This window comes from Sphingomonas sp. SRI_018 (assembly GCF_057586275.1).
In genome coordinates this window covers 421,744-447,836 of record NZ_JBYCZO010000002.1, presented here as the reverse complement: position 1 = coordinate 447,836, position 26,093 = coordinate 421,744, and the positions used below count along the sequence as shown (strand labels likewise).

Below are 26,093 nucleotides of genomic sequence, written 5' to 3'. Positions count from 1 at the left end.
CGGCATTGCCAACCGCCGCCGAATCCCGATCCGTCATGCCGGCCTTGTGCCGGCATCCACCGTGCCCCGATCCACACACGCGAAGAGGCGCGGCACGGTGGACCCCGGCACAAGGCCGGGGTGGCGACGGTTTTATGGCGCGGCACCACCGACTCACGTTGCCAACCGTCGCCGGACAGGGGATAGAACGAAGCGTGACCGACCCTCGCGCGACGCTCCAGACCGTCTTCGGCTTCTCCGATTTCCGCGGCGTCCAGCATGCGGTGATCGAGCGCGTGCTCGGGGGAGCCAGCACGCTTGCGGTGATGCCGACCGGCGCGGGCAAGTCGCTCACCTATCAGCTCCCCGCCGTCATGCTGGAGGGGACGTGCGTCGTGGTCAGTCCGCTGATCGCGCTGATGCACGACCAGCTCCGCGCCGCCGAGGCGGTCGGCATCCGCGCGGCGACCCTCACCAGCGTCGACACCAATCGGGCGGAGACGCGCGGGCGTTTCCTCGATGGCCAGCTCGACCTGCTCTACGTCGCGCCGGAGCGTGCCTCGGGCGCCGATTTCCGCGAGCTGCTGGAGCGCGGCCGCGTCTGCCTGTTCGCGATCGACGAGGCGCATTGCGTCAGCGAATGGGGGCATGATTTCCGGCCCGACTATCGCCTGCTGCGGCCGCTGCTCGATGCCTTCCCGACCGTGCCGCGGCTGGCACTCACCGCGACCGCCGACGCGCATACGCGCGCCGACATCCTCCATCAGCTCGGCATTCCCGACGAGGGGCTGCTCGTCGCCGGCTTCGACCGGCCCAACATCCGCTACGCCATCTCGCCACGCGACAACGTCGGCCGCCAGGTCGCCGACCTGATCGCCGAGCAGCCGGGGCCCGGCATCGTCTATGCCCAGACCCGCGCCGCCACGGAGAAGCTCGCCGAGGGGCTGGCGCGCACGGGCCGCGAGGTGCGCGTCTATCACGCCGGCCTGGATCCGGCGGTTCGGGCGGCGAACCAGGCCGCGTTCGTCGCCTCGGAGAGCATGGTGATGGTGGCGACGGTCGCGTTCGGCATGGGCATCGACAAGCCCGACGTGCGCTTCGTCGCCCATGCCGGCCTGCCCAAGTCGATCGAGGCCTATTACCAGGAGACCGGCCGCGCCGGGCGCGACGGCGATCCGGCGGTGGCGCATCTGTTCTGGGGCGCCGACGACTTCGCCCGTGCCCGCCAGCGCATCGGCGAGGTCGAGGCGGCGCGCCAGGCGGGCGAGCGGGCGCGGCTCAACGCGCTGGGGGCGCTGGTCGAGACCGCCGGGTGCCGCCGGCGCATCCTGCTCCGCCACTTCGGCGAGACGCTGGAGCGGGACTGCGGCAATTGCGACAATTGCCTCAACCCGCCGGCCGCGATCGACGCGACGACGACGGCGCAGAAGTTCCTCTCCGCCGTGTTCCGCACCGGGCAGATGTTCGGTGTCGGCTATGTCGAGTCGGTCCTGTTGGGGCAGTCGAGCGAGCGCAGCCTGATGAACGGGCATGAGCGGCTGTCGGTGTGGGGAATCGTCGACGGCGAGGAGACCGCGCTGCTGAAGCCGGTGTCGCGGGCACTGCTGCTGAAGGACGCGCTTCGGACCAACGCCCATGGCGGGCTGGAGTTCGGCCCCGCCGCCAAGCCCATACTGAAGGGTGAGGCGACGCTGGCGCTGGTGCTGCCGCCCAAGCGCGAGCGGCGGCGCAAAGGACAGGCGAATGGGGCGGCGAATCCCGTCGGCGATCCGCTGTTCGACGCGCTGCGGGCCAAGCGCCGCGAGCTCGCGCAGGAGGCGGGCGTGCCGCCCTATGTCATCTTCCACGATTCGGTGCTGCGCGAGCTCGCCGCGTCGAAGCCGGACAGCCTTGCGGCGATGAGTCGCATTTCAGGCGTTGGCGCGCGCAAGCTGGATGCGTATGGCGAGGCATTCCTATCCATCATTCGGGGGGCGGCATGATCCGCAGAATCGACGATCATGTTTCGGTGGCACCGCAGATTACCGTGCGGGAAGTGATCGAGGCCGCGCACGCCGGCTTCACCGAGATCGTCAACAACCGGCCCGACGGCGAGGAGCCCGGTCAGCCGACCGGCGCCGAGATCGCCGCCGCCGCCGAGGCGGCCGGGATCGAATATCGCGCGATTCCCGTCACGCACGCCGGCTTCTCCGGCAGTCAGGTCGAGGCCATGGCGGCGGCGCTGACCGCGGCCAAGGGGCCGGTGCTCGCCTATTGCCGGTCGGGCACACGCTCGGTGCATCTCTGGGCGCTGGCGCGGGCGCGGATGGGCGACGATCCCGAGACATTGGTCACCAAGGCGCACCACGCCGGCTACGACATCTCGGGCATCCGCGCGATGCTCGACACGCTGGCCGCCGCGCACAAGTGAGCTGGACGATCCTCGCCGGATCGCTGGCCGCGGTGCTGGCGCTGGCGGGGTTCGCGCGGTGGCTGCGGCTGGGCGAGAGCCGGATCGACGATCCCGACCGCGCGCGCGAGCACGCCGAGGCGCTGCTCGCCGGGTTCGAGGCCGGCCGCGTGCTGCTGAGCGAGGACGGCCGCGCCGCGCTGGTTGCGGGCAACGGCACGATCGCGGTGCTGAAGCGTCACGGCGCACGGGTCGCGGCGCGCCGGCTGGTGCCGCCCTTGCGGATCCGCGAGGCAGTCGAGGGGATCACCGTCGAGACGGGCGAGCGCTGGTTCGGTCCGGTCACCCTGACCGGGGTCATCGCCGACGACGTGCGCGGACTGGAAGCCTCGCTGACACTGGTGTAAGCGACGGCGGGTGCCCGACCTGCCCGATCCCGTCACGCTCGCGATTCCCGCCTTCGTGCTGCTGGTGGCGCTGGAGATGCTGGTCGCGAGGGTCCGTGATCCGTCGCGTTACGAGCCCAGGGACACGCTGACCTCGCTGCTGCTCGGGCTCGGCAGCACCGTCGCCGGGGTGCTGAGCGCCGGAGCGGTGCTGGCGGTGTCGCTGTGGGTCTATCGTTTCCGCATCTTCGACATCGGCTGGCAATGGTACTGGTTCGCCGCCGCCTTCGTGCTCGATGACCTCGCCTATTACTGGTTCCACCGCACCGCCCACCGCGTGCGCTGGTTCTGGGCGAGCCATGTCGTCCATCATTCGAGCCAGCACTACAACCTCTCGACCGCGCTCCGGCAGACCTGGACCGGGCTGATCGCGCTCAGCTTTCTGTTCCGCCTGCCGCTGTTCCTGATCGGCTTCCCGCCGGCTATGGTATTCTTCGTCGCGGGGTTGAACCTCATCTACCAGTTCTGGATCCATACCGAGACGATCGGGCGGTGCCCCAAGTGGTTCGAGGCGGTGATGAACACGCCGTCGCACCACCGGGTCCACCACGCGATCAACCCGCGCTACCTCGACCGCAACTATGCCGGCGTGTTCATCGTCTGGGACAGGATGTTCGGCACCTTCGAGCCCGAGCGCGACGAGGACCGGCCGCGCTACGGCATCGTCAGGAACCTCGGCAGCTTCAACCTGCTCTGGGCCGCGTTCCACGAATGGATCGGCATCGCCCGCGACGTGTGGCGCGCGCCGGGCTTCACCAACAAGATCAGATATATGACGGCGCCGCCGGGCTGGAGCCACGACGGCAGCCGCGAGACTTCGGAGGGGATCCGCGCGGCCTGGATCGCGCGGCAGGAGGGGCAACGACGCCGACATCATCGTCATCGGGTGCGGATCGGGAGGCGCCGCGGCCGCGGGCCGCCTGAGCGAGGGCGGGAAGTACCGCGTAGCCGTGCTGGAGGCGGGCGGGCGCAACGCCTCCGCCACCACGCTGATGCCGGCCATGCTCGCGCGGCAGACGCCGAAGACCAACTGGGCCTATGAGACGGTGCCGCAGCCGGGGCTCGGCGGCCGGCGCGGATATCAGCCGCGGGGCAAGGGGCTCGGCGGGTCGAGCGCGATCAATGCGATGCTCTACCTGCGCGGCAATCCCTGGGATTACGACAACTGGGCGGCGCTGGGCTGTGCCGGCTGGTCCTATGCCGACGTGCTGCCGGTGTTCCGCCGCGCCGAGCACAATGTCCGCGGTGCCGATGCTTGGCACGGCGGCGACGGGCCGCTGTGGGTGAGCGAGCAGCTCTGCCCGCATCCGGCGAGCTTCGCCTTCATCGAGGCGGCCGCCAGCCTCCAGCTCCCGCGCAACGACGACTTCAACGGCGAGCGGCAGGAGGGCGTCGGGCTCTATCAGGTGACGCAGCGCGGGGGCGAACGCTGGACCTCGGCGCGGGCCTATCTCGGCGAGGCGCGGCCGAACCTCGCCATCCTCACCGACGTCGTCGCCGAGCGCATCCTGTTCGAGGACGGCCGTGCTGTCGGCGTTGCCTACCGACGCAAGGGCGAGCGCCGCACGATCCGGGCGAAGGGCGCGGTAATCCTCTCCGGCGGCGTATTCGCGACGCCGCAGCTGCTGATGCTGTCGGGCATCGGCGAGGGTCGTCAGCTCGCGGAACACGGCATCCCCGTGACGGTCGACCGGCCCGCGGTCGGCGCCAACCTCCAGGATCACTGCGACTATACCGCGATCTACGAGAGCGACGCGCCCGGCCTGATGGGCAAATCGCTGAAGGGCAATCTCCGCGCGCTCGGCGCCATTGCGCAGTGGCACCTGAAGCGGACCGGCGCGATGACCACGCCCTTTGCCGAAAGCGGCGCGTTTGTGACGGTCGATCCGGCCTCGCCCGCGCCCGACATCCAATATCATTTCGTGATTGCGCCGGTCGACGACCATGGCCGCGCCACCGCCGGCGGCCACGGCTACAGCTGCCACGCCTGCGTGCTCCGCCCGGAGAGCCGCGGCAGCGTGCGGCTCGCGAGCGGCGACGTTGCCGACGCGCCTCTGATCGATCCGGCCTTCCTCGCCGATCCGCGCGACATGGCGCTGCTGAAGCAGGGCGTGCGGCTCATGTACCGCATCATGGCTGCACCGGCGCTCGCCGCCTATGGCGGACGCGAGCGCTATCCGGTCGATCCCGGCGACGATGCCGCGCTCGAAGCGATGATCCGCGCGCGGTCGGACACCATCTATCATCCGGTCGGCACCGCGCGGATGGGAAGCGACGCGGACGCGGTGTGCGATCCCAGGCTCCGCGTGCGCGGCGTCGACGGGCTCTACGTCGCCGACGCCTCGATCATGCCCAGGCTGGTGAGCGGCAACACCAATGCGCCGACGATCATGATCGGCGAGCGCTGCGCCGACTTCGTGCGGGCGGATTTGGGGTGAAAATCCTCCCCGGCACGGATTTTGGATCAGGTCCGCCCCTTGAACCCCTGCGCCACCACATACCATTCCGACGACCCCTTGCGGCTCGCCGGCGGCTTGGCGTGCTTCACCGTCGCGAAATTGCGCTTCATCTCGGCGACCAGGCTCGAATCCGCGCCGCCGGCGAACACCTTGGCGACGAAGGTCCCGCCCGGCTCCAGCACCTCGATTGCGAACTGGTGCGCCGCCTCGACCAGCGCCATCGTCCGCAACGCATCGGTCTGCGGATGACCCACCGTGTTCGCGGCCATGTCGGAGAGGACGAGGTCGGGCGCGCCGCCCATCGCCTCGCTCAGCCGCTCCGGCGCGCGATCGTCGAGGAAATCCATCTGGAAGATGGTGACGCCCTCGATCGGGTCGACCGGCAGCAGGTCGATGCCGACCACCGCGGCCTTGGGCGCCTGCCGCCGCACCACCTGCGTCCAGCCGCCGGGCGCGATGCCGAGGTCGACCACCCGCTTCGCGCCCTTCAGGATCGCGAAACGCTCGTCGAGCTCGATCAGCTTGTAAGCGGCGCGGCTGCGATAGCCCTCCGCCTTGGCGCGCTTGACATAAGGATCATTGAGCTGCCGCTCGAGCCAGCGCGTCGACTGCGCGCTGCGGCCGCGCGCGGTGCGCACGCGCGTGCGCAGGCCTCCGCCGCCCCGGCTCAATGCCGCGATCCCATCAGCCGGCGCAGGATGCCCTCGCGGATGCCGCGGTCGGCGATGCCGAGCTGTTCGGCCGGCCACAGGTCGAGGATCTCCTCCAGGATCGCGCAACCCGCCACCACTAGGTCGGCGCGCTCCTGGCCGATGCAGGGCACCGCGGCGCGGCCGGCCATGTCGAGGCTGGCGATGCGCCGGCTCACCTCGCGCATCGCGCTCGCCGGCATCAGCAGCCCATCCACCGCCGACCGGTCGTAGCTGGAAAGGCCGAGGTGGACGCTGGCGAGGGTGGTCACCGTTCCGCTGGTGCCGAGCAGCCGCAGGCTCCCCTCGCGCGGCGGCAGGCGGTCGGCGAACGGGGCGACCGCCTCGCGCATCTTGTCACGCATCACCTGATAGGTGCCGGGGCCGCCGATGCCGACGCTTTCGGTGAGCGACACCACGCCCCAGGGCGCGCTGTGCCAGTCGAGGATCGCGGGAACGGGCGATCGCGTGTCGACCAGCACCAGCTCGGTCGAGCCGCCGCCGATGTCGAACACCAGCGCCGGCCCCTCGCCCGGCTCGATCAGCGCGTGGCAGCCGAGCACGGCGAGCTTCGCCTCCTCCTCGGCGGAGATGATGTCGAGCAGGATGCCGGTCTCCGCATAGGCGCGCTGGATGAACTCGGCGCCGTTGAGGGCGCGGCGGCAGGCCTCGGTCGCGACCGAGCGGGCGAGCGCGACATCGCGGCGGCGCAGCTTGTCGGCACAGACCCTGAGCGCGGCGATGGTGCGCTCGATCGCCTCCTCGGACAGCCGGCCGGTGGCGGCGAGTCCCTCGCCGAGCCGCACGATGCGGCTGAAGGCGTCGACCACCGCGAAGCCGTTCGCCTGCGGGCGCGCGATCAGCAGCCGGCAATTGTTGGTGCCGAGGTCGAGCGCGGCATAGTGCCGCGCGTGCGGCCAGCGCCCGCGCGCTGGAACCTCTGGAGCCGGTCGCGGCGCATCGTGGCGCCGGGCGGTCGGCATGCTGGCGGGTCGATCCCCCACGTGCCGTCGTACTCACTACTTATGTTCTCGTCCGTCACGGCGCCGTATTGCGCCGCTCGGTGCTTGGGCCGATGCTAGCGGCGTGGCGGCGAAACGACAAGCGGGGCGGTTCACGGGCGTTGACAGCCGGGGAGGCGCGCCCTAATTGGCGCGGCCCATTGCCCTGTCGTCTAATGGTAAGACTACGGACTCTGACTCCGTCAATCGTGGTTCGAATCCACGCGGGGCATCCACTCTCCTCTCTTCCCGCTATGATCGCCGCATGATGCCGCGATTCGCCCTGGTTCCGCTCGCCGCGCTGCTGTTCGCCCTGCCGGCGATGGCGCAGGATGCCGTCGCGCCGCCCGATCCGCCGCGCCCCAAGCCGGCGACGGTCAGGGTGACGCTCACCACCACCGAAGGGCCGATCGTGCTCGAGCTCGAGAAGGAGCGGGCGCCGGTCACCACCGCCAATTTCCTGCGCTACGTCGATGCCAGGCGCTTCGACGGCATCGCCTTCTATCGGGCGATGAAGCTGTCTTGGGGCGGGCTGATCCAGGCCGGGCAGCGCGATCCGCGCAAGCTGTTCCCGCCGATCGCGCATGAGCCGACGACGCAGACCGGGCTCAGCCATACCGACGGCACCATCTCGATGGCGCGATTCGCGCCGGGGACGGCGACCGCGGACTTCTCGATCATGATCGGCGACATGACCGGGCTCGACGCCAATCCCAAGGCAACCGGCGACAACACCGGCTTCGCGGCGTTCGGCCATGTCGTCGAGGGGATGGACGTGGTGCGGAAGATTCAGGCGGCACCGGTCTCTCCCACCGAAGGGGAGGGCGCGATGAAGGGCCAGATGCTGGCCCAGCCGGTCAAGATCCTGACGGCACGGCGGACGCCTTAGGATGCGGCGGCGAGCGCCTTCGCCGCCTCCGCACCGATCCAGTCGACGGCGCCGCTCACGCGCCACACCTCTTTCCCTCGCGAATCGTAGAGGATCGTCGTCGGCAGATTGGCGCCGAGCCCGGTGCTGAACGCGATCTTTGAGTCGAGCGAAGGCCGGATCGCCTTGTAGCCGCCCTTGGCCCAGAAGGGCGCGACCTTGGACGGGTCGAGGTCCTGCGCGAGGGCGATCACCTGGAGCTTCGCCCCCTCGCGCGCCGCCAGCGCGTCGAGCGAGGGCATTTCCTTGATGCACGGTGCGCACCAGGTCGCCCAGAGATTGAGCAGCACCGGCTTGCCGCGATAGTCGGCGAGCGTCACGTCCTTGCCCGCCGGGTCCCGGAAAGCGAAGTCGGGCGCCGCCTCGCCCTTGTGCGTCGCGTCGAAGCTGCCGGCCTTGGGAGCCGCGGCGGACGGCGCGGCGACCTCGTCGGGTGCGGGCGGGGGCACGTCGTCGGCGGTATTGCCGGCGCCCACATTGCCTTGTGCCGCGGGCGGCGATTGCCTATCGCAGCCACCGGCCAGCAGGGCCATGACGAGGACCGGAGCCATCGCTGATCGCATGAGCAACTCCAATTCGATGTGGGGCGGGCGGTTCGCCGAAGGCCCGTCGGCGGTGATGCGTGCGATCAATGCCTCGATCCCGTTCGACAAGCAAATGTGGCGGCAGGACATCGCCGGGTCGAAGGCGCACGCGGCAATGCTGGGCGCGCAGGGGATCGTCGATCAGGCCGACGTCGATGCGATCCTCGCCGGGCTCGACCAGGTCGCGGCCGACTATGAGCGCGACGGCGTTCCCGAGGACCTCGCCCTCGAGGACATCCACATGCTGACCGAGGCGCGGCTCGCCGAGAAGATCGGGCCGGCGGCGGGCCGGCTCCACACCGCGCGCAGCCGCAACGACCAGGTCGCGACCGACTTCCGCCTGTGGGTGCGCGATGCGATCGACCAGGCGGAGGCGGCGCTCGGCGGCCTCCAGGACGCCCTCATCGCCCGCGCCGACGAGCATGCCGCCAGCGTGATGCCCGGCTTCACCCATCTCCAGAGCGCGCAGCCGGTGACGCTCGGCCATCACCTGATGGCCTATCACGACATGATCGCGCGCGACCGCGGCCGCCTCCGTGATGCGCGCGCACGGCTCAACAGGTGCCCGCTGGGATCGGCGGCGCTCGCCGGCACCGGCTTCCCGATCGACCGCGAGGCGACGGCGAGGGCATTGGGCTTCGACGGCCCCACCGCCAACTCGCTCGATTCGGTCAGCGACCGCGACTTCGCCATCGAATATCTGACGGCGGCCAGCCAGTGCGCGCTCCACCTCTCGCGCCTCGCCGAGGAATTCGTGCTGTGGGCGTCGCAGCCGTTTGGCTTCGCGAGCCTGTCGGACCAATGGTCGACCGGCAGCTCGATCATGCCGCAGAAGCGCAATCCCGACGCCGCGGAGCTGGTGCGCGGCCATGCCGGGCGGATCACCGGCTGCCTCGTCAGCCTGATGGTGACGATGAAGGGCCTGCCGCTCGCCTATTCGAAGGACATGCAGGACGACAAGCCGCCGGTGTTCGAGACGCACGGCCTGCTCGCGCTGTCGATCGCGGCGATGACCGGGATGGTCGAGAGCGCGACGTTCCGCACCGACCGGATGCGCGCGGTCGCCGAGACCGGCTTCTCCACCGCCACCGACCTCGCCGACTGGCTGGTCCGCGAGGCGGGCGTGCCGTTCCGCGAGGCGCACCACATCACCGGCCGCGCGGTCGCCCATGCCGAGAGTCTGGGCGTGCGGCTGGATTCGCTGCCGCTCGGCGCGTTCCGCGACATCGACGAGCGGATCGACCGCCGCATCTTCGACGTGCTCAGCGTCGATGCTTCGGTCGCGAGCCGCACCAGCTTCGGCGGCACCGCGCCGACACGCGTGCGCGAGGCGGTGGCGGCTGCCAGGGCGGCACGGGAGGCCGAGAGATGAAAGCGATCGCCCCGATCCTTATCCTGCTGCTGGTCGCCGGATGCGGCGGTCGCGGCGCGCTCAAGCCCGCGCCGGGCCAGGCGCTGCCGGTCAAACCCTATGGCGCACAGGCGACGCCGACGCCCGACCAGTTGATGACCCCTAGTGCCCAAGCCCGTCCCGAACGCACTGACGAGCTGCTCAAGAGCTCCGAGGAACGCGACAGCGACGAATTCGACCTGCCTCCACGCTGACCAGGGCCAGAGCTTCCGAATGACCCATTTCCACCTGAAGAACGGCGAGCTCCACGCCGAGGACGTCCCGCTCACGCGCATCGCGCGGGAGGTCGGCACGCCCGTCTATGTCTATTCCCGCGCGGCGTTCGAGGCGAACGCGCGATCGCTGCAGGAGGGGCTGGCACAGGTCCCGAACGCGCAGCTCGCCTATGCGATCAAGGCCAATCCCAACCTGGCCGTCGTCAACGTGCTGGCGAAGCTCGGCTATGGCGCCGATGTCGTGTCGGCGGGCGAGATGCATCGCGCGCTCGCCGCGGGAATGCCGCGCGAGACCATCCTCTTCTCCGGCGTCGGCAAGCGCATCGACGAGCTCGAGGCGGCGCTCGACGCCGGCATCGGCCAGTTCAACCTCGAGATCGAGGAGGAGGGCGCGGTGCTCTCCGAGCTGGCGCTCGCCCGCGGCGTCCGCGCGCCCGCGGTGCTGCGCGTCAACCCGGACGTCGACGCCGGTACCCACGCCAAGATCTCGACCGGCAAGGCCGAGAACAAGTTCGGCGTCGCGATCAGCGACGCGCCGGCGATCTACGCCCGGCTGGCGGCGCTGCCGGGCCTGGCGATGCGCGGGATCGCCAGTCACATCGGCAGCCAGATCGCCGACCTCCAGCCGCTGGAGATCAGCTACCGCCGTCTCGGTGAGCTGGTGGCCGAGCTGCGTGCCGCGGGTCATACCGTCACCCATGTCGACCTGGGCGGCGGCTTCGGCGTCGCCTATCGTCCGGGCGAGGTCTATCCCACGCCGGCCGAGATCGGCGCGATGGTCGCGCGCGCGACCGCCGGCTGGGACGTCAAGCTGATGTTCGAGCCGGGCCGCTTCATCGCCGGCAACGCCGGGGTGCTGTTGACCGAAGTGATCTGGGTGAAGCCGGGCGTCGGCGATCCCTGGGTGATCGTCGATGCGGCGATGAACGACCTCACGCGCCCGGCGCTCTACGACGCCTATCACGGCTTCAGCGCGGTGCGCCCGAGCGGCGAGCGCATGACCGCCCACATCGCCGGCCCGGTTTGCGAGAGCGGCGACACCTTCGCCAAGGGCCGCGAGATCGACGCCGTCGTGCGCGGTGATCTCGCTGTGTTCCATACCGCCGGGGCCTATGGCGCGACCATGGCCTCGACCTACAACAGCCGCGCGCTCGTGCCCGAGGTGCTGGTCGATGGCGACCGCTATGCCGTGGTCGCGGACCGCATCGCCGCCGGCACGATCATGGCGGCGGAGCGGGTGCCCGAGTGGCTGTGACCCTCCACAGCCTGCCGCTGTTCGCGCGGCTGGCGGGACGGCCGGTGATCCTGGTCGGCGAAGGGCATATCGCCGACGCCAAGCGCCGCCTGATCGAGCGCGCCGGCGGCGTGGTCGTGGGCGAGGAGAATGCGGAGGCGCGCTTCGCCTTCGTCGTCGGCGACGAGGCGGCGGCGATCCGGCTGCGCGCGCGTGGGCTTCTGGTCAACATGGCCGATCGCCCGGACCTCTGCGACTTCACCATGCCGGCGATCGTCGAGCGCGGTGACGTGGTGGTCGCGATCGGCACCGGCGGCGCCTCCGCCGGCCTGTCGGCGCAGCTCCGCCAGCGGCTGGAGACATGGCTGCCCGCCGGCCTCGGCGCGCTGGCGGCGGGGCTCAAGGGAGCGCGCGAGGCGATCCACGCGCGCTGGCCCGACTTCGACGACCGTCGCCGCGCGATCGGCGCCGCGCTCGCCGAGGGCGGGCCGCTCGATCCCTTCGCCGCGGGCGATGTCGATGCCTGGCTGGCTTCGACCGACACCGCACCGCAGCCGCGGCTGGTGAGCGTCACGCTTGCCTCGGCCGATCCCGACGACCTCACCCTCCGCGCCGCGCGAGCCCTCGGACTCGCCGACCGCATCTACCATTCACCAGAGGTGCCGGCGGCGATCCTCGACCGCGCGCGCGGCGATGCCGAGCGCATCGTCGGCGCCCCGCCGGCCGATCCGTTGCCGGGACTCAGCGTGGCCCTGGAGATGGCGGAATGAGCGGCTTCGCCTACAGCGTCAGCAACGGCCAGGTGAGTGAGATCCCGTTGAAGCAGGCGCCCGGCCAGCAGGCCGAGCTGCTCTGGGTCCACCTCACCGTCGGCAACGCGGAAGCGCAGCACTGGCTCGGCGGAGAGGCCAAGCTGCCTGACTATGTGATCGACGCGCTCACCGCCGCGGAGACGCGGCCGCGCTGCGACGCGATGGGGCCCGGCGCCTTCATCAACCTGCGCGGTCCCTCGCCCGACCCGGAGCTCGACGAGCTCGCTTCGGTCCGCATCTACGCGCAGGCGGGGACGGTCTATTCGGTCACGCGCCGTCCGCTCAACGCGCTCGACGAGGTCCGCAAGCTGGTCGTCGGCGGCATGGTCGCCGATCCCGGCGACCTCATCGCCGAGTTCGCGATGGCGATCACCGCCGAGCTCGATCCGATCGTCGCGCAATTGGGCGACGATCTCGACGCCTGCGAGAGCGAGCTCGAGGCGACCAGGGCGTTCGAGCTGCGCCGCCAGGTCACGCGCACCCGGATCGAGGCGATCGGCTATCGCCGCTTCCTGGTCCCCCAGCGTTCGGCGCTGGAGAAGCTGGCCACGCTGCCGTGCGACTGGCTGCACGACGACGACCGCCAGCACCTCGTCACCGCCGCCGACCGCGCCGCGCGCATGGCCGAGGAGGTCGAGGCGATCCGCGAGCGCGCGGGCCTGATGCACGAGACGCTGACCGACCTGCGCGGCGAGCTGATCGACCAGCGCAGCCTGATCATCGCGATCGCGGCGATGATCTTCCTGCCGCTGACCTTCATCACCGGCCTCTACGGGATGAACGTCGAGGGACTGCCCTATGCGCACGAGCCCTGGGCGTTCGACGCGATCATGGCGCTCTGCACGATCATCGGCGTCGGGATCACCGTTTATTTCGTCCGGCAGCACTGGACACGGTAGCTCCACCCGTCATTCCGGCGAAAGCCGGAATCTCAAGCCGCATGCATGATCGCGTGAGATCCGGGCTTCCGCCGGGATGACGATAATGGACTCAGCGCCGCGCCAGGAAATCCAGGATCTGCCCGACCATCAGCGCGATCTGCGGCTCGGCGCGGGCAATGGCGTCGGGCTCGGCCGAATTGATCGCGACCCCCAGCGGCGTCGGCCAGCCGCGCAGCGCGTGGGTGATCGTCCTGAGGCCCGTGAGCGTCGACACCGCCGCCTGCCAGCCCGCTGCGATCGCGATCTGCCCCACCGGCATCCCGCTGAAATAGGGCCGTTCGTCCTTCGCCATCAGCTCGACGTGATCGAGCGCATTCTTGACCAGGCCGGAGAATGTGCCGTGATAGCCCGGCGAGCCGAGGATGATCCCATCGGCATCGCGCAGCGCCGTGAGGAAGGCATCGATCTCGGCGCTGTTCTTGATCCCGGCCGGGTCGTAATTGGGGAAATCGATCGCTTCCCCGGTGAGCAAGGTGGTGCGGGCGCCCTGCGCCTCGGCGATCCGCAATGCCGCCGCCAGCGTGCGGCCGGTGGCGGATTCGGCGCGCGTGGTGCCCCCGAGAGCGACGATATGCGGCTGGCTCATGCGATGCCGGTTAGTGCAAGCGGCGGCGGGGCGCACCATTTTTTGGAGATGTGGCCCCCATTCCCTCCGTCACCCCGGCGAAGGCCGGGGTCCACCAGGCAGCAGGCGTTGCCGCTTGAACCGCTTGTCCGTTGCTCGCCGCACGGTGGACCCCGGCCTTCGCCGGGGTGACGGTAGAGGGGTGAATGCAGGAGAAATGGCCGACGACTTACCCCCGCCGCACCGTCTCCCACGCCGCCGCGATCTCCTCGATCGTCTCGGCGATGGCGATGAAGCGCCTGGGGTCGGCATCGAGGCTCGCTTCGACCAATTCGGTCCGTGCGCCCTGGTAGACGCGGGCGAGCGTCTTCGACACCTCGCCGCCCTTGTCGAAGTCGAGCCCGCCTTCGAGCGCGAACAGGATCGAGAGCGCACGGGTGACACGCTCGCTTTTGACGTCGAACCGGCGGTGCTCGGCCGCCCAGGCGGCGGTGCGCAGCGCGCGCGACGCCTCGGCATAGAGCAGCGAGACCAGGCCAGCCGGGTCCTCCCCGCCGGTGCGACCGGCAAGGTCGACCGCCCGATAGGTGTCCTCGGGACGCGCGAAGGCGGAAGAATAGCGCATGTCCCCGCTCAGTCGTTGCTGCTGTTCCAGGCCGCGATCTGCTGCTCCAGGAAGCTCTGCGTGCTCTTGTAGGCGGCGACCTTGGCATCCATGCTGCCGAATTGCTGGGTGAGGCGCGTACGCGTCTTGTCCTCGTCGGCCGACAGCTTGTCGCGGTCCTCGCCCAGCGCGGTCTGGGCCTGGCTGTAGCGCGTTTCGCTGGCGCCGAGACCGGTGGTGCGGCTGGTGACGGCGACGGTGATGGCGTTCAGCGCCGACGACAGGCCGGTGCCGTCGCCGCGGTCGGCGAACATCGCCTCGATTGCGTCGGGTGCCTTGGCGAGCTGCGCGGCGAGCTTGGCCGAATCGAGGCTGAGCGTGCCGTCGCGATTGGTGACGACGCCGATCGCGGCGAGGCTGTTGGGGATGCTGTCGCCGGTCCCGGTCAGGTTGATCGTGGTGAGCTGGCGCAGCCGGGCCAGCATGTCGCGCGCGCCGGAATCGCGGGCGAGGCTGCCGTTCACCGGGTCGGTCGCCGCCTTCAGCATCGCGTAGAGCTCGTTGTAGGTGCTGACGACGTCGTTCACCGCCTGCGACAGCGCCGCGGTGGAGGGCGCGCTGCCGATCGCGACCTTGGTGCCGACCGCCGCCGTCTGGAGTTCGAGCCGGACGCCGGGGAGGAGGTCGGTGATGATGTTGGACGCGCGGCGGACCTCGACGCCGTCGACCGCGACCAGCGCGTCGGCCGCCGCGGAGACGATCTGGGTGCCGGTCGCGCCGCCGCCGACGTCGAGCGCGGCGAGCCCGGCGTCGCCGGCGGTCTCGGTCGCGGTCAGGGTGAACGCCTTGGCCTCGCCGGTCGCGCCCTTCATCACCAGCCGGTCGCCGGTCGAATCGCTCACCACCGAGGCGGTGACGCCGATGCCGGCGGCGTTGATCTTCGCGGCGATGCCCGACAGCGTCGCGTCGCCGTCGCCGATCGTGATCGGCGCCGCGCTGGTGCCGTCGGCGAAGGCGAACTGCAGCGTTCCGGTGCCGATGCGCGTGCCGGCGGGCACCGCCGTCGCGGTGCTGGCGACCTGGGCGGAGGCAAGCGCGCGCACCTCGACGGTGGCATTGAGGCCGGAGAGCTTGGCGCCGGCGAGCGCGCTCACCTTGACGATCGCGCTGTTGGCGCTGGTCGGCTGCGTCTGGAGCGTGCCGCCGGTAACCAGCGACTTGAGCGCGGTGTTGAAGCCGGTGATGCCGTTCTTGAGCTGCGACACCGCCGAGACCTGCGCGGTCAGCGTCTCCTCGCGCTTGTCGAGCAGCTTGGTGCGCGTGTCGAACTGCGCGTCGACCAGCGAGGTCACCAGCGCCTGGATGTCGATGCCCGACCCGACCCCGAGCGTCTTGGTAATCGAATCGACCATCGCCTGTTCCCCTTCTCAAGGATAATCGGCCGCGGGCGGCGAAACTTTAGGACTCCTCTCGTGCTCCTGCGAAGGCAGGAGCCCTGGCCGCGAGCGACCCGCTTGGAGCCACGGCTCCTGCCTTCGCAGGAGCACAGGCACCTATCGCGTCACGTCCACTTTCCGCCCGTTCTCGTCGAACCGCGCGGTCTCCGGCACCGTCACCGGCGGCGGCGTGCCGCCCGCCTGCGCGTTGATGCCGAACACGAAGGCGAGCACCGTCGCGATCGCGAGGTAGAGGTCGTCGCGGACCTCCTGCCCTTCCTGGCTGGTGTAGTAGACCGCGCGGGCGAGCGTCGGATATTCGAGCACCGGCACCGCCATCTCGCCGGCGAGCTCGCGGATCGCGAGCGCGGTCTCGCCGCGGCCCTTGGCGACCACCACCGGCACCTGATCGCTCATCCGGTCGTAGCGCAGCGCCACCGCGAAATGGGTCGGGTTGGTGAGCACGACATGCGCCTCCGCCACCGCCTTCCTGAAGCTGCGCTTGAGGACGGCGCGCTGCTTGGCGCGGATCGCCGCCTTCACCTCGGGCGAGCCTTCGCTCTCCTTGTGCTCGTCCTTCACCTCCTGCTTGGTCATGCGCAGATTCTGGAGGCGGCGGAAGGCGGTGACCGGCACGTCGATCGCGGCGATCGCGACCAGCCCGCCCGCCATCGCGAACAGCAGCGTGAGGAAGGTCGAGCCGAGCGCGCCCACCGCCCGATTGAGGTCGGAGGATACGAGACCCATCGACCCCTGCGCGGTGTGCCATAGCATCCAGACGCCGATCGCGCCGAGCAGCACCACCTTGAGCAGCGACTTGGCGAGCTCGATCCAGCCCTGCATCCCGAAGATGCGCTTGAGCCCGCTCGCCGGGTTCAGCTTGTTCGCCTTGAAGCCGAGGTTCTTGGCGTTGAAGGTGAGCGCGCCGAGCCCGGCCTGGCTCAGGACCGCCGCGGCGATCGCCACCGCGAACAGCGCGCCGAGTGACGGCGCCAGTTTCCACCCCGCCTCGGCGAGCGGGCGGAACGGCTCGAAATGCTCGACGTCGGCACGGCCGAAGGCGAAGCTCGCCGCCATCACCTGGCGACATGCCGCCAGCAGCGCGGGGCCGAAGAACACCATCCAGCCGCAGCCGATCAGGATCACCAGCGCCGAGGCGAACTCGCGTGATCTAAGGACATCGCCCTCGTCCCGCGCCTTCTGCAGGCGCTTGGGTGTCGGGGCCTCGGTGCGATCGCCCTCCGCCATCAACCGAGCACCAGCTTCGCGGCCATGTCGAGCGCCTCGCGGACGATCACCTGCATGTAGTCGCCCATCGCCGGCAGCGCGATGAACAGCGCGACCACCCCGACGGCGAGGCTGGCGGGCAGACCCACCGCGAACAGGTTCAGCGCCGGCGCCGAACGCGACAGCATACCCACGACCATGTTGAGGCACAGCAGCAGGAAGCCGACCGGCAGCGCCAGCAGCAGGCCGGCGAGGAAGGTATAGCCGCCGAACAGCACGATGTTCATCAGCCGCCCCGGCGCGATCCAGGCGGCGCCGGGCGGCAGCGCCTCATAGCTGCGCACGACGAGGTCGACCAGCACGAGATGGCCGTCGACCGACAGGAACAGCAGCGTCAGCAGCACCGACAGGAAGTTGCCGACGGCGGGCGTGGAGACGCCATGCTGCGGATCGACCTGGGCGGCGAAGCCGATTCCCATCGAGCTGCCGATCAGCTCGCCCGCGACCAGCGGCGCGGCGAAGGCGATCTGCAGCACGAAGCCGAGCGCGAGCCCCACCAGCGCCTCCGATGCCACCGCGAGGAAGGTCGCGAGCGCGAAGATCTGCTCGGGCGCGCGAATCTGCGTCACGTTCATCACCAGCACCCCGATCGCGCCGGCGAGGGTGATGCGCACGGGCAGCGGCACCGCCACCGCGCTGAACACCGGCGCTGCAACGAATGCCGCGCCGATCCGCACCATGCAGAACAGGAGCGCCCAGAGCTGCGGCTCGATCGAGAGGCCGAAGCCCATCATCGGCTATTTCACCAGATCGGGAATGCGCTCGAAGATGCTGAGCGTGAAATCGCTGAGCAGCCCCAGGATCATGCCCCCGAAGATCACCAGGCTGACTGCCACCACGATCAGCTTGGGGACGAAGCTCAGCGTCTGCTCGTTGATCGAGGTCGCCGCCTGGATCATGCCGAGAATCAGGCCGGAGAGCAGCGCCGGGATCAGGATCGGCGCCGCGGCGAGCGCCAGCACCCACATCGCCTCGCGCGCCACCGTCAGAAAGTAATCGGCGTCCATCGCTTCAGCTCACGAAGCTGTTGGCGAGGCTGCCCATCGTCAGCGCCCAGCCGTCGACGAGGACGAACAGCAGCAGCTTGAACGGCAGCGAGATGATCTGTGGGCTCAGCATCATCATGCCGAGCGACATCAGCACCGTCGCCACCACCAGGTCGATGATGATGAAGGGCAGGAAGATGAGGAAGCCGATCTGAAAGGCCGTCTTGAGCTCGCTGGTGACGAAGGCGGGGAGCAGCACCGAGAACGGCACGTCGGCCGAGTTCGCATAAGGGCCGCTCTTCGCCATGCCGGCGAACATCGTCACGTCCTTGACCCGCGTCTGCTTGACCATGAAGGCGTGGAGCGGCTTGGCCGCGGTCGCGATCATGTCGGTCGCGCCGATCCTGCTCGCGGCATAGGGCTGGATCGCCGCGGTGTTGATCTCGCTGATCACCGGCGACATCACGAAGAAGCTCAGGAACAGCGAAAGGCCGATCAGCACCTGGTTGGGCGGCGACTGCTGGAGGCCGAGCGCCTGGCGCAGGATCGCCAGCACGATCACGATCCGGGTGAAGCTGGTCATCATCAGCAGGATGCCCGGCAGCACCGTGAGCAGCCCCATGATGATGAGGATCTGCAAGCTGAGGCTGAGCGGCGCGTTGCCGCCGCCGAGATCGCCCAGCGCACGGTCGACCGCATCGCCGACGCCGGGCGTCGCCGGCGCGGGCACCGCGGGAGCAGCCTGGGCGAAGGCCGGGAAGGCGACCAGCAGCGTGGTGATGAGCGCGAGCACGATCAGCAACGCGCGGAGCGTCCGGCCCGAATTGCTCCGGGCGGCCGGCAGGAAATCGGAAAGCGTCACTGGTCGGCCTTGTCGATCAGATTGACTCCGCCGCGGCCGACCGAGACCAGCAGCCGCCGCCCCTCGAAATCGAGCACCGCGAGGCGGAGGCCCGGCGAGATCATCATCGTCTCGCGGACCTTGAGGAGCCGCTCACCCTGGTTGCCGGGCATGCGCGCCTCGAGCCGGCGCCACAGATAGAGACAGCCGATCAGCAGGCCGCAGACGAGCGGCAGCAGCACGACCAGCTTCAGGATATAGCCCCACATCATCAGCGGTCGGTCCGCTTGTCGGGGCTGACCAGCTCGGTCATGCGCACGCCGAACTTGTCGCCGACGGTGACGACCTCGCCGCGGCCGATCAGCGTGCCGTTGACGAACACGTCGAGCAGCTCGTTGGCATGGCGGTCGAGTTCGATCACGCTCGCCTCCCCCAGCGCGAGTAGCTCGCGCAGCGTGAGCGAGGTCGAGCCGATCTCGACGGTCAGCTTGACGTCGACGTCCTGCAGCAGCCGGAAATTGGCGGCGACGGACGGGTCGACCGGGGCGGTGCCGGTCATGTCGTTCATTGGACGGCTTCCTCTTCGTCGAAGCGGTTGAGTTGGGTGATGCGGATCGCGGCATGGCCGTTGGCGGTGCCGACGAGACCGGTGCCGAGGCGATCGTTGTTGACCATGATCGGCACCTCGGCGCCGAAGCTGACCGGCAACACGTCGCCGACCTTGAGCTCCATGAGCGCGCCGAGCGAGATCACCGGCTCGGCCAGCACCGAGCGGACCGGGAAGCGCACGTTCATCGCCGCGCGGGTCAGGCCGGCGCGCCAGCGGGGCTCGACCGCGGTCGAGCGGCCGTTGACCACCTTGCCCATCAGCGTCGGCGCGAACGGCTTCAGCGCCGCGACCGGATAGAGGATGTCGACGAACACCGGGTGGCTCTCGCCCGCCGCGATGCCGAAGCGGGTCACCACCATGGCATCGTCGCCGTCGAGGCGCTGCAGCATCGCCGGGCTCGCCTCGGGATGGCCGGGGGCGAAGCCGATGCGCGCGAGCGGTTCCCAGGCGGAGGCGAGCGGCTCCGTCAGCATCTGGCCGAGCCGGATGATCATCGCCTCGGCCGCGGGGGTGAACTCGCCCGGCAGCGGCTTGGGACGTTCCCCGGGGCCGCCGAAATAGAGGTCGAGCGTCTCGAGCACGAAGCCGCCGTCGAACACGATCAGCGCGCGCGCCTCGCCCGGCGTCATCGCCAGCGGCAGCCAGGCGGTGAGGCCGTGCGGGCGTTCGGCGATATAGTCGGCGAAGCGCTGGACGACGAGCGGCTCGGCCCAGCTCCGGACCGAACGGCGCAGTACCGGCTCGAACACGCCGCGCAGCGTCCGCGCGAGGCGGGCGGAGAGATGCTGGACCGTGTGGAGGTCGCCGAACGGATTGAGGTTCGCGGCGCCCAGCGACGCGACATGCTCCGCCGCGGCGCGTGCGCGCCCGCGTCGTTCGTCGCGATTCGTGGTTGCCGTGTCGTTAACCATGCCCGGTCACTGAACAACGAAATTGGTAAAGTAGACGTTACTGATCCCGCCGAAGCCCGTTTTTTCCTTGAGCACGCGGTTGATCGCATCGGTCAGCCGCTTCTGGATCGCGCGCTTGCCGTCCTCGGCGAAGACGCTGTCCTCCTCGGTGTTGCCGAGCTCCATCAGGATCGCCGAGCGGACGGCGATCTCGTGGGTCTTCAGGTTGTTGATGACCGTGTCGTCGTAGGGCGTGGAGACGGCGACGCCCACCTGGATGAAATGGACGCTCTCCTTGAGGTTGGAGGTGAACTCCTTGTCGAGCGTGTAGTAGTTGGAGGCATATTTGTCCCCGCCCGAGCCGGCCGGCGTGGGCTGGCCGTGGCTGGCACCCTTGCTCTCGCCCTCCTCGCCGTGGCCGCCGCCTTCGCCCGCGGCCGCCGGCTTCTGCTCGGAGGCGGGAACGAGGCGGGGGCCACTCGGCGCGGCGGCATGACCGCCACCGCCGCCGATCAGGCCGCTCGATGCGGCATAGAGCCCGGCGCCGACGCCGCCGCCGATCAGCACCAGCAGGCCGCCGCCGATCATCAGCAGCTTCACCACGCCGCCTTTCTTCTTCTTGGGTGTCTCTTCGGTCTTGTCGCTCATGGTTCAGTCCTTCGGATGTCAGGCGACGCGCTCGTCGCTCGTTTCTGGGAGGTCTCGGGCGGCAGCGGCAGGGCTGCGCGGGCGGAACGGCGCGGCGGGCTGGCGCGGGTCGCGCGCATCCGGCTGCGCCTGGGGATTGCCGGAATCGACGCCGGAGCCGCCGAGCTTCAGGCCCCGGCTCTCCGCCATCTCCGCGAGCCGCGGGGCGGCGTCGGCGAGCAACGTGCGCGCCGCAGGCGTGTCGGCGGTGAGTTGGACATGGACGGTGTCGCCGTCGTGGCGGATCGCGACGTCGACCTTGCCGAGCGCGTCGGGCGCGAGGCGGATGCGCGCCTCACGCGTGCCGCCCTCGTCGCGGATCATCTCGATCCGCTCGATCATCTGGCCCATCCAGTCGTCGCGGCGGGTGTCGAGCGGCGCGCCGTGCGCCTGAGCGGAGGCGTGCACCGCGACCGGCGCCTGCCCGGCCGGCGCGGAGACGCCCGGCAGAATGGCGGCAGGATCGGCAGCCGCATCCTCGCGCTTCGCCGGCGCGGCGCGCTCGGCGGCGAAGATTGCCGCGGCGAAGGCCTGGGCAGCGGGCTGCGCGGCGGGGCTGGCCGTCCCGATCGGCTGAGGCTTCGGCGCGGCGGTGGCCGGGCGCAAGACGACAGGCGCGGCGCCCGGCTTAGGCCGCTCCGGCGCTGCGAGGGGAAGGCGGATCACCGGCGCCGATTCGCTTTCGAGAGGCTGGCTCGGGCGCAGCGGCATGGCCGCGACGAGGGCGGGCTGCGGTCGCGCGGTTGGCTCGGGCACTGATTCGGCCGGCTGGCGCGGCGTTGCGGGCAGCTCGATCTTCGTCTCGGGCCCGACCGGCGCATCGGGCGCAGCGGCTGGGGTCGGTTCAGAAGCGGCCCGGCCGGTCGTTGCGAGCGGACTCGATTGCGCGATGTCGAGGTTCGGTGGCGCGGATCGGCCGGATCGGATCTCCGGTGCGGCGTGGATCACGACGGGTTCGGGAATCGGCACCGTTGGCGACGCGATCGCGACCGCTACATCCTTCGCCTTCTTCGCCTTCCGATCGTGCGGTTCAGGCTCAGCTTCGACTTTGCTCCCGGCCTCCGGTCGCTCCGCGACCATTTCGGCCGAAGGCTGTGCCGGCACCTCCGCCATGCGGACCCTTTTTCCGCTCACCGGTTCGGCGTCGGTGCGGGCGTGCCTTTCGGATTTGATCTTCCTGGCGCCCGACGGCGTCGGCAGGATCGCGGGCGTCGCGGGTGCTTCGGCCGTTTCGCGGGCCTTTGCGCCCGAGGCTTCGGGATCGGTTAGGGCTTCTCCGGCGGCAACGGCAGCAAGCGCGGCGACGTCGATGTCGGTCCTCGGTCGCGCCACCGGCGGAGCAGGGGGCGTCCCCGTCGCCGTGGGGATATCGAGCGCCGGGAGGTCCGCAATCTCCACCGCCGGCAAATCCTTGCCGCCCGCGGCAGGCATTTGCCGCCCGATCGCCGGCATGTCCGCAACCGCGCCGGGCGCGAGCGGGCTTGCCGCCGGCGCCAGCATCTGCTCCAGCGCCACCGCGAAATCGGCGGAAATCGGCGGAATCGACCCCGCAGGCCGGGGCGCGCCGATCGGCCCGGTGGCGAGCAGGGTCGTGATCTGGATCATGCGGACAATTCCCCGTGGCGAAGCTTCGCCGGAGGATCAGCAAGGAGCGTGCCGTTTTCTCCGGAAGGCCGGTGCTTCCTCGAGCGCGCGGAGAGCCTTGATCGCTTCCTCGGCCTCGTTGCGCTCGATCAGCTTCTCGATCGCCGACTGGTCGCGCCGTGCTTCGCGGGTGGCGGCGCGGGCGCGCTCGACGCCCGCTTCGGCGGCCTCGACCCGTGCCTGTGCGGCCAGCGCCGAAGCATGGAGCCGGTCGCGGTAATAGGCTGCGGCGGCGAGGCTGGCAGCGAAGCCGGCCTCCGCCTCCTGCGGCGCGATATTGTCGGCGAGCTGGACGATGCGCGTCTTGAGCGCCGTCTCGCTGTCGAGCCGCGCGTTGGCGGCGATCTCCTCGGCCCGCACCCAGCCGAGCTGGAGCGTGCGCACGCGCAGCAGGCGATTCAGGCGATCGCGATCAGCCATCGCCGAACACCCCGACCAGCTCGGTCACCGCCTCGTCGAGCGGTACGACCTGGTCGGCGTCCTGCCGGACATAGTCCATCACCGCCGGATGATAGGCGATGGCCGCGTCGATCGCGGGATCGGCGCCGGCGCGATAGGCGCCCATCAGCACCAGGTCGCGGTTCTCCTCGTAGGTGGCGAGATGGCGGCGCAGCACGCGCGCGGCCTGGACGTGCTCGCGGGCTGCGATGTCGGTCATCACGCGGCTGACCGACGGACCGATGTCGATCGCCGGATAGACGCCCCGCTCGGCGAGCGCGCGGGAGAGTACGATATGGCCGTCGAGGATCGACCGCGCCGAATCGACCACCGGATCGTTGCCGTCGTCGCCGTCGGCGAGGACGGTGTAGATCGCTGTGATCGAGCCGCCGGTCGTGACGTCGGTCCCGGCGCGCTCGATCAGGCTCGGCAGCATCGCGATGGCCGACGGCGGGTAGCCGCGCGCCGACGCCGGCTCGCCCAGCGCCAGCCCGATCTCGCGGCCGGCATGGGCGACGCGGGTCAGCGAATCCATGATCAGCAGCACGCGCTTGCCCTCGGCGCGGAACGCCTCGGCGATGGCGGTGGCGCGCAGCGCGCCGCGGATGCGCAGCACCGGCGAATGGTTGGCGGGGACCGCCACGACGACCGATCGCGCGCGGGCTTCGCCCGACACCTTGGTCTCGAGGAAGTCGGCGACCTCGCGGCTGCGTTCGCCGATCAGGCCGACCACGACGACATCGGCCTTGGCGGCGCGCACGATCATGCCGAGCAGCACCGACTTGCCGACGCCCGATCCCGCCATGATGCCGACGCGCTGGCCCTGGCCGATGGTGAGCAGCCCGTTGATCGCACGCACGCCGACGTCGAGCGGCTCGAGCACCCTTCCGCGATCCAGCGGCGACTGCAGCCGACCGGCAAGCGGCCAATGATCGGCGCCGCGGATGGAGCCCAATCCATCGATCGGTTTGCCGGCGCCGTCGACTACGCGGCCAAGCAGCGCTGCGCCAACCTCCGCCTCGCCCGGCGGGCCAACCGGGCGCACTGGCGCATTAGGCAGCAGCGCGGCGGGACCGCCGAGATTCATGAGCAGGGTCTTACCGTCGCGGAAACCGATGACCTCGGCCTCGATCGTCTCGCCTACGGTGCAGACGGTCCCGACCGGCAGCGACAGTCCGACCGCTTCCATCAGCAGCCCGTCATAGGAGGCGAGCCGCCCCGACACCCTCGGTTGCGGCCGGAAATCGCGCAGCGCCAGATTGTCGAGATAGTCGGCGGTGAAGGCGTTCATCATGATCTTGGCATCATTTCGGCATCGCCACCCGGTCGATCGCGTGGGCGAGCTGGTCGAGCCATTGCTCGGGCCCGTCCTCGACGATGGTCGAGGCGCTTTCGAGCACGAAGCTGCCGCGCGCCACTGCCGGATCGGCGACCGGGAACAGCGTCTTGGGCAGCTTGCCCTCGATCAGCGGCATGTCGGCGGGGTGGAGCCGGAGCAGCGCCGATTCGGCCGAATCGGCCAGCAGCTCGACGGCCGCGTCGATCCGTGCGGCGAGCAGCTCGCCTGATACGCCCGCCTCGCCGACCAGCCGCGACACCAACAGCATCACCGTCTGGCGCAGCTGGCGCGCGATCCGCTCGCGATCGAGCCGGTCGCCGCCGGCCAGCGCCGCGCCGATCGCCTGGGCGAGCATATGGTCGCGGTCGGTGTCAGCCTCCGCCTGTGCGAGAGCGGCGGCGAAACCTTCCGCATAGCCTGCCTCGCGCGCGGCGGTGATCGGATCGATGAAGGTGCCCGGATCGAATTGGCCGGTCTCGGCATCGGCCGGATCGGGATCGCGCGGAGCGAAATGGCGCGGACCGGCTTCGCCCTGCGGCGTGAACGACTTGGGCTTCACGCGGCCGTTCGCCCGTTCGCGCGGGTCGATCGCCTCGAACCCGGTGGGCAGCGCGAAGGCGGCGGTCAGCGCAGCGGCGGCAGCGTCATGCCGGCTGACGAAACCCGCACGAAACTCAGACATAGTCATCCTCGCCGCCACGCATGATGATGGTGCCGTCCTTGGCCAGGCTGCGCGCGATCGCGATGATCGCCTTCTGCGCTTCCAGCACTTCGGACAGGCGCATCGGTCCGCGCTCCTCCATCTCGTCGCGGATGCCGTCGGCGGCGCGGCTCGACATGCAGGAGAGGAAGCGCTCGCGCGCGCTCTCGTCGACGCCCTTGAGCGCGCGGGTGAGCGTGTCGGCGTCGATGTTGCGGATGAGCACGCCCAGGTTCTTGTCGTCGAGCTCGAGCAGATTGTCGAACACGAACATCGCCTCCTCGATCGCGCGCGCGACCTCGCGGTCGATCTTGGCGAGCTTGGGCATCACCCGCGCCTCGGTGATCTTGCGCGCGTTCTGCATGATCTTGGCCGCCTCGCGCGTGCCGCCGAGCTGCACGCCGGCGGGCGCGCCCGCGCTGCCGACCCGGCTGGAAAGCATCGAGCGCAGCGTGTCGAGCGCCTCGGGCGAGACCGGCTCGAGCTTGGCGATGCGGTGGACGACCTCGGGCTGCATCGGCTCCGGCAGGATCTCCAGCACCTGCGCCGCGACCGTGGGATCGAGGTTGGCGATCAGCACCGCCGCGATCTGCGGATGCTCGTTCTCGATCAGCGAGGCGATCTCGCCGGCATCGAGCCAGTCGAGCAGGTCGATCTGTCCCGCCGCCTCGGGCGGGGTGATGCGGGAGAGCACGCTGTCGGCCTTGTCCGGCCCCAGCGCACGGGTCATCATCGTCTCGATCTTGGGCCTGGGATCGAAGCCGACGTCGGTGCGCTCCTTGGCCCTGGCGACGAAGTCGTCGAGCACCAGCTCGACCTCCGCCTCGCTGACGTCGGCGACCGCGAACATCGCCTTGCCGAGCTGGCGCACTTCCTCGGGATCCAGCTTCTGGAGGATCGCCGCGGCCTCCTCCTCGCCGACCAGCATCATCAGCACCGCGGCGCGCTCGACGCCGCTGTAGAGGCGGACGGGCATGG

30 protein-coding genes and 1 tRNA gene are annotated in these 26,093 nt (G+C 70.2%); 12 read left to right on the top strand and 19 right to left on the bottom strand.

Features of this window, described 5'->3' with window-relative positions:
• The first annotated feature begins 194 nt into the window (after nt 1-194).
• From recQ to AC2YHA_RS14160, 5 genes are read left to right on the top strand one after another with little or no spacing between them, the layout of a single operon-like run.
• Nucleotides 195-1,961 carry a DNA helicase RecQ gene (gene recQ / locus AC2YHA_RS14180; protein WP_487402104.1) on the top strand — a complete coding sequence of 589 codons (1,767 nt, stop codon included), beginning with the start codon at nt 195-197 and terminating at the stop codon, nt 1,959-1,961.
• Entirely contained in the window at nt 1,958-2,389 is a 432-nt protein-coding gene (locus AC2YHA_RS14175; RefSeq protein WP_233786660.1) for a TIGR01244 family sulfur transferase, read from the top strand. Before recQ ends, AC2YHA_RS14175 begins: the two co-directional genes overlap by 4 nt.
• A complete protein-coding gene (locus AC2YHA_RS14170; protein WP_233784380.1) occupies nt 2,386-2,775 on the top strand; it encodes a hypothetical protein in 390 nt (129 codons plus the stop codon). The genes AC2YHA_RS14175 and AC2YHA_RS14170 overlap by 4 nt, the downstream gene beginning before the upstream one ends.
• A 10-nt stretch (nt 2,776-2,785) precedes the next feature.
• Entirely contained in the window at nt 2,786-3,856 is a 1,071-nt protein-coding gene (locus tag AC2YHA_RS14165) for a sterol desaturase family protein (protein ID WP_487402103.1), read from the top strand.
• Nucleotides 3,765-5,252, top strand: a complete 1,488-nt coding sequence (locus AC2YHA_RS14160; RefSeq protein ID WP_487402102.1) for a GMC family oxidoreductase — start codon at nt 3,765-3,767, stop codon at nt 5,250-5,252. The genes AC2YHA_RS14165 and AC2YHA_RS14160 overlap by 92 nt, the downstream gene beginning before the upstream one ends.
• 26 nt (nt 5,253-5,278) lie before the next feature.
• Here AC2YHA_RS14160 and AC2YHA_RS14155 read toward each other — a convergent pair whose 3' ends face one another.
• Nucleotides 5,279-5,944: an RlmE family RNA methyltransferase gene (locus AC2YHA_RS14155; RefSeq protein WP_487402101.1), complete on the bottom strand. Its 666-nt coding sequence runs from the start codon at nt 5,942-5,944 to the stop codon at nt 5,279-5,281.
• Nucleotides 5,941-6,945 carry a Ppx/GppA phosphatase family protein gene (locus AC2YHA_RS14150; RefSeq protein ID WP_233784384.1) on the bottom strand — a complete coding sequence of 335 codons (1,005 nt, stop codon included), beginning with the start codon at nt 6,943-6,945 and terminating at the stop codon, nt 5,941-5,943. The genes AC2YHA_RS14155 and AC2YHA_RS14150 overlap by 4 nt, the downstream gene beginning before the upstream one ends.
• A gap of 180 nt (nt 6,946-7,125) precedes the next feature.
• Here AC2YHA_RS14150 and AC2YHA_RS14145 point away from each other — a divergent pair.
• Nucleotides 7,126-7,199, top strand: a tRNA-Gln gene (locus tag AC2YHA_RS14145).
• Between the two features lie 29 nt (nt 7,200-7,228).
• Complete coding sequence (locus AC2YHA_RS14140) at nt 7,229-7,852, top strand: peptidylprolyl isomerase (RefSeq protein WP_487402100.1); 624 nt, start codon at nt 7,229-7,231, stop codon at nt 7,850-7,852.
• On the opposite strand, the gene AC2YHA_RS14135 is transcribed toward AC2YHA_RS14140, so the two are convergent.
• Nucleotides 7,849-8,454 carry a TlpA family protein disulfide reductase gene (locus AC2YHA_RS14135; RefSeq protein ID WP_487402099.1) on the bottom strand — a complete coding sequence of 202 codons (606 nt, stop codon included), beginning with the start codon at nt 8,452-8,454 and terminating at the stop codon, nt 7,849-7,851. The genes AC2YHA_RS14140 and AC2YHA_RS14135 overlap by 4 nt on opposite strands.
• 16 nt (nt 8,455-8,470) lie before the next feature.
• On the opposite strand from AC2YHA_RS14135, the gene argH reads away from it, so the two are divergent.
• From argH to AC2YHA_RS14110, 5 genes are read left to right on the top strand one after another with little or no spacing between them, the layout of a single operon-like run.
• Nucleotides 8,471-9,847, top strand: coding sequence for an argininosuccinate lyase (argH, locus tag AC2YHA_RS14130; RefSeq protein WP_487402317.1), 1,377 nt, complete (start codon nt 8,471-8,473; stop codon nt 9,845-9,847).
• Nucleotides 9,844-10,080, top strand: a complete 237-nt coding sequence (locus tag AC2YHA_RS14125) for a hypothetical protein (protein ID WP_233784387.1) — start codon at nt 9,844-9,846, stop codon at nt 10,078-10,080. Before argH ends, AC2YHA_RS14125 begins: the two co-directional genes overlap by 4 nt.
• Nucleotides 10,081-10,099: 19 nt before the next feature.
• Nucleotides 10,100-11,356 carry a diaminopimelate decarboxylase gene (gene lysA, locus AC2YHA_RS14120; protein ID WP_487402098.1) on the top strand — a complete coding sequence of 419 codons (1,257 nt, stop codon included), beginning with the start codon at nt 10,100-10,102 and terminating at the stop codon, nt 11,354-11,356.
• Nucleotides 11,353-12,105, top strand: coding sequence for a precorrin-2 dehydrogenase/sirohydrochlorin ferrochelatase family protein (locus AC2YHA_RS14115; RefSeq protein ID WP_487402316.1), 753 nt, complete (start codon nt 11,353-11,355; stop codon nt 12,103-12,105). Before lysA ends, AC2YHA_RS14115 begins: the two co-directional genes overlap by 4 nt.
• Nucleotides 12,102-13,046, top strand: a complete 945-nt coding sequence (locus AC2YHA_RS14110; RefSeq protein WP_487402097.1) for a zinc transporter ZntB — start codon at nt 12,102-12,104, stop codon at nt 13,044-13,046. The genes AC2YHA_RS14115 and AC2YHA_RS14110 overlap by 4 nt, the downstream gene beginning before the upstream one ends.
• A 91-nt stretch (nt 13,047-13,137) precedes the next feature.
• On the opposite strand, the gene AC2YHA_RS14105 is transcribed toward AC2YHA_RS14110, so the two are convergent.
• The 16 genes from AC2YHA_RS14105 to fliG all read right to left on the bottom strand — a co-directional run bounded on the left by AC2YHA_RS14105 (nt 13,138) and on the right by fliG (nt 26,091).
• A complete protein-coding gene (locus tag AC2YHA_RS14105) occupies nt 13,138-13,674 on the bottom strand; it encodes an NADPH-dependent FMN reductase (protein WP_487402096.1) in 537 nt (178 codons plus the stop codon).
• Nucleotides 13,675-13,882: 208 nt separating this feature from the next.
• Nucleotides 13,883-14,278, bottom strand: a complete 396-nt coding sequence (locus tag AC2YHA_RS14100) for a flagellar export chaperone FliS (protein WP_487402095.1) — start codon at nt 14,276-14,278, stop codon at nt 13,883-13,885.
• Between the two features lie 8 nt (nt 14,279-14,286).
• Nucleotides 14,287-15,669 (bottom strand): flagellar filament capping protein FliD, encoded by a 1,383-nt coding sequence (gene fliD, locus AC2YHA_RS14095; protein ID WP_487402094.1) that lies wholly within the window; start codon nt 15,667-15,669, stop codon nt 14,287-14,289.
• 141 nt (nt 15,670-15,810) lie between these two features.
• On the bottom strand, nt 15,811-16,941 hold the full coding sequence (gene flhB, locus AC2YHA_RS14090) for a flagellar type III secretion system protein FlhB (protein WP_487402093.1): 1,131 nt from the start codon (nt 16,939-16,941) through the stop codon (nt 15,811-15,813).
• On the bottom strand, nt 16,941-17,714 hold the full coding sequence (fliR, locus tag AC2YHA_RS14085; protein ID WP_233784394.1) for a flagellar biosynthetic protein FliR: 774 nt from the start codon (nt 17,712-17,714) through the stop codon (nt 16,941-16,943). Before fliR ends, flhB begins: the two co-directional genes overlap by 1 nt.
• A 3-nt stretch (nt 17,715-17,717) precedes the next feature.
• On the bottom strand, nt 17,718-17,987 hold the full coding sequence (fliQ, locus tag AC2YHA_RS14080) for a flagellar biosynthesis protein FliQ (protein ID WP_233784395.1): 270 nt from the start codon (nt 17,985-17,987) through the stop codon (nt 17,718-17,720).
• A 4-nt stretch (nt 17,988-17,991) separates the two neighbouring features.
• Nucleotides 17,992-18,768: a flagellar type III secretion system pore protein FliP gene (gene fliP, locus AC2YHA_RS14075; protein WP_487402315.1), complete on the bottom strand. Its 777-nt coding sequence runs from the start codon at nt 18,766-18,768 to the stop codon at nt 17,992-17,994.
• 56 nt (nt 18,769-18,824) lie between these two features.
• Nucleotides 18,825-19,079 carry a flagellar biosynthetic protein FliO gene (locus tag AC2YHA_RS14070; RefSeq protein WP_233784396.1) on the bottom strand — a complete coding sequence of 85 codons (255 nt, stop codon included), beginning with the start codon at nt 19,077-19,079 and terminating at the stop codon, nt 18,825-18,827.
• Nucleotides 19,079-19,375, bottom strand: coding sequence for a flagellar motor switch protein FliN (gene fliN / locus AC2YHA_RS14065; RefSeq protein ID WP_487402092.1), 297 nt, complete (start codon nt 19,373-19,375; stop codon nt 19,079-19,081). The genes AC2YHA_RS14070 and fliN overlap by 1 nt, the downstream gene beginning before the upstream one ends.
• A complete protein-coding gene (locus tag AC2YHA_RS14060; RefSeq protein WP_233784398.1) occupies nt 19,372-20,328 on the bottom strand; it encodes a flagellar motor switch protein FliM in 957 nt (318 codons plus the stop codon). The genes fliN and AC2YHA_RS14060 overlap by 4 nt, the downstream gene beginning before the upstream one ends.
• A 6-nt stretch (nt 20,329-20,334) precedes the next feature.
• The gene (locus AC2YHA_RS14055) at nt 20,335-20,955 is read right to left on the bottom strand and encodes a flagellar basal body-associated FliL family protein (RefSeq protein WP_487402091.1); all 621 of its coding nucleotides are present in this window, start codon (nt 20,953-20,955) and stop codon (nt 20,335-20,337) included.
• Nucleotides 20,956-20,973: 18 nt separating this feature from the next.
• Nucleotides 20,974-22,599, bottom strand: a complete 1,626-nt coding sequence (locus AC2YHA_RS14050) for a flagellar hook-length control protein FliK (protein WP_487402090.1) — start codon at nt 22,597-22,599, stop codon at nt 20,974-20,976.
• Nucleotides 22,600-22,635: 36 nt separating this feature from the next.
• Nucleotides 22,636-23,058 (bottom strand): hypothetical protein, encoded by a 423-nt coding sequence (locus AC2YHA_RS14045; protein WP_487402089.1) that lies wholly within the window; start codon nt 23,056-23,058, stop codon nt 22,636-22,638.
• The gene (locus AC2YHA_RS14040; protein ID WP_233784402.1) at nt 23,051-24,370 is read right to left on the bottom strand and encodes a FliI/YscN family ATPase; all 1,320 of its coding nucleotides are present in this window, start codon (nt 24,368-24,370) and stop codon (nt 23,051-23,053) included. The genes AC2YHA_RS14045 and AC2YHA_RS14040 overlap by 8 nt, the downstream gene beginning before the upstream one ends.
• Before the next feature lie 10 nt (nt 24,371-24,380).
• Complete coding sequence (locus AC2YHA_RS14035) at nt 24,381-25,097, bottom strand: FliH/SctL family protein (RefSeq protein WP_233784403.1); 717 nt, start codon at nt 25,095-25,097, stop codon at nt 24,381-24,383.
• Nucleotides 25,090-26,091 (bottom strand): flagellar motor switch protein FliG, encoded by a 1,002-nt coding sequence (fliG, locus tag AC2YHA_RS14030; RefSeq protein WP_487402314.1) that lies wholly within the window; start codon nt 26,089-26,091, stop codon nt 25,090-25,092. Before fliG ends, AC2YHA_RS14035 begins: the two co-directional genes overlap by 8 nt.
• Between the last annotated feature and the right edge of the window lie 2 nt (nt 26,092-26,093).